Here is a 7663-nt window from a genome sequence, read left to right as displayed (position 1 = left end):
GCGCGGGCATAGGTGTTGAGCGCGACGCTCTCCTGCACATCTTCCGTTTCGGAAATCCGTTCGACGATATCCGCAATGCGCAGGGTGGCCTGCCTGATCGCCGCAGGGGAATTGTTGCCATAGAAGGCGGCGCCATGCCCGGTAATGGAAAGGTTCGCATTGGCCAGCAGAGCAGGGTCGATCGTGCCAAGCGCTTCGATCCCGCCGATACGGCTTAGATAGAGATTGTAGCGTTCAGGGATGACCGACACGTAGTGCTGTGTCTCGCGGAAGGGGGGCACGCCGCCATACTCGAAAACCCGGCCGGGTCCGGCGTTATAGGCCGCGAGGGCGTTGATGATGTTGCCATCGAATGTGCTGAGCTGGGTCGCGAGATAGCGCGCGCCGCCATGCACCTGCAGATAGGGGCTGTCATAGTATTCCGGGTTGATGCCCAGATCGCTGGCGGTGCCCGGCATGATCTGGGTGAGGCCATAGGCGCCGACGGGAGACCGTGCCCCAATCGTAAACCGGCTTTCCTGCCAGATCAGCGCCTGTAGAAGCGCTCGCCACTGGACGGGGGAGAGGCCTGCGCGGCCAACACCCGCAAAGCCGCTGGTTTCCTGGGCGACGCGGATGATGAGCTGCTCGATGTTATCGGCGGCGTCGCCGAACATCTGCACACCGCCGGGATTGGGGTCGATGTCGGCATTGCCATAGGCCGCCTCGACTGACCGGGCCGGATCCCCGCTGCCGCTTTCCAGCCCCGAGACCATGGCAGGCAGGCCCTGACCGCCGAAGCTGGTCTGGGCATCGAGGATGCGTTGCAGGGTTTCCAGCTGCTCCCGTTCGATCTCGGCAATGAGCTCGCGTACGGCGAGCTTATCGGCCTGCAGGGCCAAGTCGGCCTCGCGATCGCCTGTTTCGACGATATCACGCGCGGTCAGCCCACTGTCATTGGTCGGCACGCCTTGAGACAAGGCGAGACCGGGCAGCAGGCAAAACGCGAGGATATGAGGCAGGCTAGACGTCAATGCCGCCCTCCGGGGTGCCGAGAGGCGTGAAGGTGCAATCAGGCGCGACGGGTGCCGTTGACGCGAGGAATGTGAAGCAGTTCGCCTGCGGCTCCCGGTACTGGGTGCAGGAGGCCAAAGCGCCGAGCGCAGCCAAAGCGATAAGAATACGGATCATGAAAGCCTCCAGAAGTCCGGGCGGTCGCGGTAATCGGCGCCGACGAGCGCCTCGCCCTTTTCCATGCCGCCAAGGATGGTGAGATTGGGCCCAAGGGCGCTCAGATCGGCATCGACGACGATCGAGCCCTGATCGTCACGGATGAGCGCCAAGCGGCTGTTGCTGCCCGTGTTGAGAAGGACATCGAGCTCCTTCTCCGTGAGGTTCAGCATGGCGTAGTCCGCTGGCTGCGCGCGGATATTGGGGAGCAGGATCTGCGTCGGCACCGCCTCGATGATGGTCTTGCCGGTCCGGGTGCGCTCGAGCTGGCTTGCGTATTGCGTCATCATCACCGCGACCGTGTTCTGTTTGCGCGCTGTCACCAGCCAGTTCGACAGCCGCTCGGCGAAATACGCGTTATCGAGGGCCTTCCAGGCCTCGTCGATCACGATGATGGTGGGGCGGCGGTCCTCGATTTCGCGCTCGACCCGGCGGAAGAGATAGGAGAGGACCGCCATCCGTTCCTTGTCGGCCTCGCTGTCGAGAATGCCGGTCAGATCGAAGCCCACCACATCGCCCTTGAGCGAGAAGGTGTCCTCGAGGCTCTGCCCGAAGATCCAGCCATAGCGGCCGTCCTCGGTCCATTCGAGCAGGCGCTGGTGCAGATCGCCGCCATCATCGGTGGACACAAAAAGCGACGCGAAATCCCGCCAGTTCCGCAGGGCCGGGTTGGTGGCCTGGGCATTCTGGCGCACGACTTCCTGGATGCGGTTGGTCTGCGCCGGGGTCAGCGGCTTGTCAGCGCGGTAAAGAAGCGTGGCAAGCCAGTCCGAGAGCCAGGCGGTGCCGCGCGCATCGGTCTCGGTCCAGAGCGGGTTGAGGCCCGTGGGCTGACCGGCGTTCAGGGAGGCGTAGCGCCCGCCATTCGCGCGGACCGCCATCTCCATCCCGAGGCGGTAGTCGAAAACGAAGATCCGGGCGCCCGCGCGACGGGCTTGCGTCATGAGAAACGCCGAAAGCACAGACTTACCTGACCCGGGCCGCCCCATGATCAGGCTATGGCCGCTTGTCGGTTCTTTGTCGGGCGAGCCTTGTTCGTGATAGGAAAACCGGTAGGCGCTTTGCTCCGGCGTGGGCAGATAGGTGATGACCCGGCCCCAAGGGGTTTTCTCAGCGGGTTTGCCCAGCTGGGTCCGATGAAACGCCGCGAAATCCGCGAAGTTGCGATTGGTGACGGCGCTGGCGCGGACGCGCTTGGGCTGGTTGCCGGGGTGCTGGCTGAGGTAATGCGCCTTGGCCGCGACCCGCTCGCCGATCATCTTCACGCCCTCGGTCGCGGCGGCGTTCACGATCTCCGCGCTGAGGGTTTGCAGCTCTTCGAGCGTGTCGCAAAAGAGCGTCACGACCATGTGATGCTCGCCGAAGCTTTGGCGCTTGGCCTCGAGATCATCGGCGGCGATGTCGAGGGCTTCCAGGAGCGAGAGGGCTGCGTCCTGGCTGGCCTGCATCTGGCGCTTTTGCCGCTTGATGCGGCCCGCCATGAGGTTCGAATTGATCGGCGTGAAGGAGTGCGTCACGATCATGTCGACCGGCAGGTTCAGCATGTCGAACATGGTGCAGGAGGTGCCTTCCGAGTATTCCCCGATGGTGAAACTCTTGCCGTAGCGATGCCCCACGACGCCTTCCGACAGCTCGAAATGATCGCCGTGAAACGTCACGCGGGTATTGGCGACGTTGAAGGACAGAAAGCCGTAGGTGTTGGCCGGGTAGAGCGGCAGCTCGGTGCCCGTGTTGAGCGCGCCCAAAAATCCCACCAACTCTCCCGATCCGGCTGACAGCAGGCGCGGCTTGAGCTCGGTCAGCCCCGAGAGGAAGACGTTCACGGCCTCGCTGAGGCGCTGCTGGCGTTTGCGGGTCTCCTCTCTCAGGCGGTCCGGTGCGCTGCGGCTGAGGAACGGCAGGAGGCTTTTGTGCGGCGGGCGGTGAATGACGGTGAGCGTCAGTGTTTTGTCGCGGAGCCCGCTGGTCTCGAGTTTCGCGCGCCAGCGCCGGTCAACCTCGCCAGCGAAGCTGTCCTCACGGATCGGGTCGAGATCAGGTTTGATGGCCTTGGAGACCTTGTGGACGTAATAGCTGAATTCCGGCCCGAGCTGCGCGACGATGCGGGCAAAAAGTGCCGTCAGTTTGTCGAGATAGGCATCGTCCGTCGTGTAGCTGTTGATCCCCTCGAGCCGGATGCAGCGGAAGAGTTCGTTCACCCGAGTCCGCACGGTCTGGTCGTCAACGAGGCTCACATAGGGCAGCATATGCGCGAGGCGGGTCTCGCGCGCATACCAGTCTGGCGTCATTGTGCGGGCATCGAGCGCAGCATCACGGGCGTCATCACGGGGCATAGCTGTCCCCGCCATGAATGGACCTGTTGCGCGTGGGCGGTGTCTCCTGCAGCGCCGTCACCATCACGTCGATGAAACGCGGGTCCCAATCTGCGGCCTTCCAAAGCAACGGGTAGAGCAGGGCCGCGACACCCAGCACCGCGATGTGCTGGACCCAGACGAACAAGAGCACCGATCCGAAGAGCCAGACCATCGCGTACATGATGGGCAGGCCCAAAAGCTTCGGCGGGCGCACGAGCCCGAGAAAGAGAGGCGAGCGTTCAGCCACCGGCAAAGACCGCGGCAACGATGGTGGGGGCGGCCGCAACACCGGCGATGCCCACGAGGACCCAAAGCGCCTGGCGCAGATCGATGATGTTGAAGAACCAGCTGAGAAAGACCCCGAGAACGGCAAGCGTCGCGATGACAACGCCAAGTGGGCCAGTCAGCGCATCGACAATGCCCTGCAACAAGCTCTGGATCGGGGAGAGATCGATGCTCTGTGCAAGGGCGGGCTCGGCAATGAACAGGAATAGCGCCAGCGAGGCGACAAAGAGGTTTGAAATCTGTTTCATGAATTTGATCCTTCCAATCGGGCCACGACAGCCATGACGCGGGCCACGTGGTTCTGGGTTTCTCGGTAAGGGGGAATGCCACCGTGTTGGCGCACGGCGTCGGGACCAGCGTTGTAGGCCGCCAGCGCCAGATGCGGATCGCCGAACGTCTCCAGCATCATCGCGAGGTAGCGGGCAGAGCCGTCGAGGTTCTGTTGGGGGTCACGCGGGTCAACGCCGAGGTCGCGCGCTGTTGCGGGCATCAATTGACCGAGGCCGATGGCACCTGCACTTGAAATCGCATCCTGCCGGTAGGCGCTCTCAACCTCGATATTGGCCCGATAGAGAGCCAGCCAATCCGTCACGGAAAGCCCCGCGCGACGCAGGCCGGGATGGCCGGCATAGCGCAAAGCCGTGGTCTGAATCCCGGAGAGGACATCTGCGTGGGGCAGGGGAGTCGGGCGGGCAAGGGCCGCGACTTGGACGCCCTCTTGCTCGGCCTCTAACTCGCCGAAGATAGCGATCCCATCGTAGGCCGAACCCTGACCAATGCCGTCATTGTAGTTCCGGGCAAAACCGCTCTGAGACCGGGATGGGGTCAGAGAGCCGTCGCTCTCCATGACCAGGACCATTTGCGCTGAGGCTGGCGCGGCGACCAGCCAGAGACAGACAAGGCTAGGTGTCAGCGCCCTTGTCTGATGGGGCTTTTTCTGACGGCGCAAGTTTGTGCGTACGGCTTGTGCCCGCCTCAAGCGGCAGATCGACATGCGCAAAGCCAAGGCCAATGAAGAATGACACCACGCCGGAGATCGTCTTGAACTCGCGGATCTTGATATCGTTGTAGGTCGTCCGAGTGCGGGCGGTGACGAGGAGCTTTTCCACGCCTTCGTTGGTGACCACACGCATGATCCAGACCCCGTAATAGCTGGGGCCTTTCTTGTGTGCCGACTCCTGGCACAGGATTTCTGCGCTATAGCCGCTTTCCACGAGTTCGCGGAACCTGGCTTCCGTAACCACATTTGGTGCTTCGATGTCCCAGTTCATGGCCCGGCTCACGCTTTCTCCAATGGCGCGACCCCAGGCATTCCTACTTGAAGCCCAGAGTTACGATAGTATATTATCAACCGCAAGATGTAATATCGTGCTTTAGCTGTAGTTTGGTCACGCAAACACTAGTCACGGCCAGTGTCTGCGATCAAGGAGATAACAGGTTTGAGAAACCCAAGGTTGACATGCCTGCTCCCATTGCAAGCTATGGCCCTTCTGATCTGCGTTCCCGGACCGGTTTTGGCGGAATCCTGCTTTGCGCCATCCCGCCCTTTCCTGCCAAGCGATTCGCAGGCCGCGCGGGACTATGCGGATATCATCCGTGGCGATTTCGAAGACTACATCCAGGATATCCAGAGCTACTTCCGTTGCCTCGACAGCGAACGCGCCCGCGCTTTCGAGGAAGCGCGCGAAGTCAGCGAGGAATATGGCCGATTTCTACAATCGGTAGGGGATTGATGGGCAACCTCGGGAGCATCAGACTTGCAGCCCATGGAAACCAGACGCCGATAACACCCTCATATATCTACTTTTTAGATAACAGATTTCATCCGCTAGCGACGTCACAAAAGGTATGTGACGCGTGGCAAAGACAATCAGAAGCACGGGACAGGTGGCACTTTGCCAGGCGTTGGTCGACGCGCGTAAAAGCGCAGGCTTGGGCCAGGACGACTTGGCGGACAGGCTCAAGTGCCATCAATCTCTCGTGGCACGCCTCGAAAGCGGTGAACGCCGGATCGACGTCGTCGAACTGGTCGTTCTGGCGCGCGCCATCGGCTTTGACCCCTTCGAGGTTTTGGCGATCGTCGAAGCCGCCACGGAGCCCGACCACAGGATTTAAGCAATTTCATCAATCGAGAGCACGGGAGCTGACTTCTCCCGTTGTGAATTCGTTACCGCGAGGACGAACAGTGACCGATTTTAACGAGGCCCGGCATATGGTTGCAGCAAACGCTTTGGATCTGAGCTGCTATCCGCAACGCCAATTTGCAGGAAGTCAGTAAACAGTGAACGAAAATGAGGTCGAAGGCGTCGCGATCGCCAATTTGATCGCAGCCGATGAAAAAACCATTGTCGGCTGGGTATATCGCTGGAACACAGGTGCTCTGGCAATCCGGTGGGACATGCATGGCCCACAGCGCGTCTCAAGGATTTACCCGGATCTTAGCGATGCCGATAAAGCTGAAATCGACTTCGCGTCTCTCACGCAGCTGCCCTGTCGCGACGACTGACATGGAAGACTATGGCCTTTATGGCCGTCGATTGTGTGCTTGTGCCTGCGTTACAGGTTTAATCTTTACAAGGCTCTGTGCGACGTCGCGGCGCCTCAACAGTCAGTAATTGACCTGCTCGAAGCCGTAATTCCCGCTATAGTCACGCCACTCCGCGAAGACGGATCTGTGATAAATGCTCGGACAGTGCTCGCCCCATCGCTCGAGACCGGCATGCGCAGCAGGCAGCGCTGCGGGTGACGACGCCCTCCAGGAAAAATCGCCCTGGATCCCGTAGGTGCCGAGGACAACGACGGCACTGCGGTTGCAGTCGCCATCTCGCCCGGATTCGTGCTGGCGAGCATAACGAACGTCAAAGACGCGAATAGAGCGCACGAAATTGAATTCCGGCCCGCTGATATCGATGTCGGCGCGGTCTTCTACGAGCTGGAGGGCGTAATCAGCCCTTACGAGGTTGTCCCAAGCCGCGTTGGAGCCTTTCAGCCCGAGCATTCCGCCTGCCTCGGCTGCCTGATCAAAAAGCGGGGTTGAAGAGTTTGGTGGGGTTCCTGAACCACCATATAGGGCATCGAAGATCCGGTCCGTGGGGCGCGACCTGGCAGGACCATCGTAAGACGCACCCATGGGGCAGCGCCAAATCTGAAGCGGCGGCTCCACCGGCCAAGGTGTGATGCGCCGGATGAACTCGGCCCGCGCGCGTGCGCATGGCACAGAAGCCGGCCAGCCACCGGACAAACACAGCAAGATGGCGCAGTCGATCGGATAGGTTTGGGCGCGGGCTTGCGTGGGAACTGTTGGGCCGGACAAGGCGAGAGCTAAAAAGGCCGCCAGAGCGAGGTTTTTGAATTCGAAACGCATGGCAAGGACCCTTGACAATCTTCACCCAGCATACATACGAAAATATACTATTGCAACATTGATGATGCGTATAACAGTTGCGGTGATCAGCAAGATCGCGAGCTGACAGCGTCGGCTTGCCCACCCTGAGGAAACCATGCGTTCCAGCGATTAGCCTTGATCGCATTGATTGCGATGATTACACTCCTATCAGGAGGAGATCATGGCAAGCATTACCATCCGGAACCTTGACGATGACGTGAAGCGCCGCCTTCGCATCCGTGCGGCTGAGCACGGCCGTTCGATGGAAGAGGAGGCGCGCGAGATCTTGCGCCATGTTGTCGGCGAAGCGAAGCCATCCCACGATCTTGCCGCGGCCATCCGCGAGCGGGTCGCGCCTCTGGGTGGCGTTGATCTCGACCTTCCGCAGCGTGAAGCCATGCGTGAACCGCCCGCGTTCGACCAGGCCTGA

General features: G+C 61.0%; 12 protein-coding genes. 4 read left to right on the top strand and 8 right to left on the bottom strand.

Going from position 1 to position 7663, the window contains the following annotated elements:
• The 7 genes from O4H53_RS24845 to O4H53_RS24815 all read right to left on the bottom strand — a co-directional run.
• Window positions 1-947 (bottom strand): lytic transglycosylase domain-containing protein (locus O4H53_RS24845; protein ID WP_269367619.1); only part of this gene is annotated, 947 nt, incomplete at its 3' end.
• A gap of 55 nt (window positions 948-1002) precedes the next feature.
• On the bottom strand, window positions 1003-1170 hold the full coding sequence (locus tag O4H53_RS24840; protein WP_176832927.1) for a hypothetical protein: 168 nt from the start codon (window positions 1168-1170) through the stop codon (window positions 1003-1005).
• Complete coding sequence (locus O4H53_RS24835; RefSeq protein ID WP_074647024.1) at window positions 1167-3542, bottom strand: VirB4 family type IV secretion system protein; 2376 nt, start codon at window positions 3540-3542, stop codon at window positions 1167-1169. The genes O4H53_RS24840 and O4H53_RS24835 overlap by 4 nt, the downstream gene beginning before the upstream one ends.
• Window positions 3532-3810: a type IV secretion system protein VirB3 gene (locus O4H53_RS24830; RefSeq protein ID WP_074647022.1), complete on the bottom strand. Its 279-nt coding sequence runs from the start codon at window positions 3808-3810 to the stop codon at window positions 3532-3534. The genes O4H53_RS24835 and O4H53_RS24830 overlap by 11 nt, the downstream gene beginning before the upstream one ends.
• On the bottom strand, window positions 3803-4096 hold the full coding sequence (locus tag O4H53_RS24825) for a TrbC/VirB2 family protein (protein ID WP_008282963.1): 294 nt from the start codon (window positions 4094-4096) through the stop codon (window positions 3803-3805). The genes O4H53_RS24830 and O4H53_RS24825 overlap by 8 nt, the downstream gene beginning before the upstream one ends.
• The gene (locus tag O4H53_RS24820; RefSeq protein ID WP_074647020.1) at window positions 4093-4707 is read right to left on the bottom strand and encodes a lytic transglycosylase domain-containing protein; all 615 of its coding nucleotides are present in this window, start codon (window positions 4705-4707) and stop codon (window positions 4093-4095) included. The genes O4H53_RS24825 and O4H53_RS24820 overlap by 4 nt, the downstream gene beginning before the upstream one ends.
• 43 nt (window positions 4708-4750) lie before the next feature.
• Window positions 4751-5119, bottom strand: a complete 369-nt coding sequence (locus tag O4H53_RS24815) for a hypothetical protein (RefSeq protein ID WP_009808056.1) — start codon at window positions 5117-5119, stop codon at window positions 4751-4753.
• A gap of 210 nt (window positions 5120-5329) precedes the next feature.
• Here O4H53_RS24815 and O4H53_RS24810 point away from each other — a divergent pair, with 210 nt between their 5' ends.
• From O4H53_RS24810 to O4H53_RS24800, 3 genes are all read left to right on the top strand, one after another.
• Entirely contained in the window at window positions 5330-5581 is a 252-nt protein-coding gene (locus tag O4H53_RS24810; RefSeq protein WP_009808055.1) for a hypothetical protein, read from the top strand.
• 124 nt (window positions 5582-5705) lie between these two features.
• Window positions 5706-5963 carry a helix-turn-helix domain-containing protein gene (locus O4H53_RS24805; RefSeq protein WP_074647018.1) on the top strand — a complete coding sequence of 86 codons (258 nt, stop codon included), beginning with the start codon at window positions 5706-5708 and terminating at the stop codon, window positions 5961-5963.
• Window positions 5964-6129: 166 nt separating this feature from the next.
• Window positions 6130-6354, top strand: coding sequence for a hypothetical protein (locus O4H53_RS24800; RefSeq protein ID WP_074647017.1), 225 nt, complete (start codon window positions 6130-6132; stop codon window positions 6352-6354).
• Window positions 6355-6456: 102 nt separating this feature from the next.
• On the opposite strand, the gene O4H53_RS24795 is transcribed toward O4H53_RS24800, so the two are convergent.
• Entirely contained in the window at window positions 6457-7212 is a 756-nt protein-coding gene (locus tag O4H53_RS24795; RefSeq protein ID WP_229678647.1) for a hypothetical protein, read from the bottom strand.
• 202 nt (window positions 7213-7414) lie between these two features.
• On the opposite strand from O4H53_RS24795, the gene O4H53_RS24790 reads away from it, so the two are divergent.
• On the top strand, window positions 7415-7663 hold the full coding sequence (locus tag O4H53_RS24790) for a FitA-like ribbon-helix-helix domain-containing protein (RefSeq protein WP_064223258.1): 249 nt from the start codon (window positions 7415-7417) through the stop codon (window positions 7661-7663).

Source organism: Sulfitobacter sp. G21635-S1 (assembly GCF_027213915.1).
GTDB lineage: Bacteria > Pseudomonadota > Alphaproteobacteria > Rhodobacterales > Rhodobacteraceae > Sulfitobacter.
The sequence above is the reverse complement of the archived record's forward strand: the minus strand, read 5'-3'. Positions and strand labels throughout refer to the sequence as shown.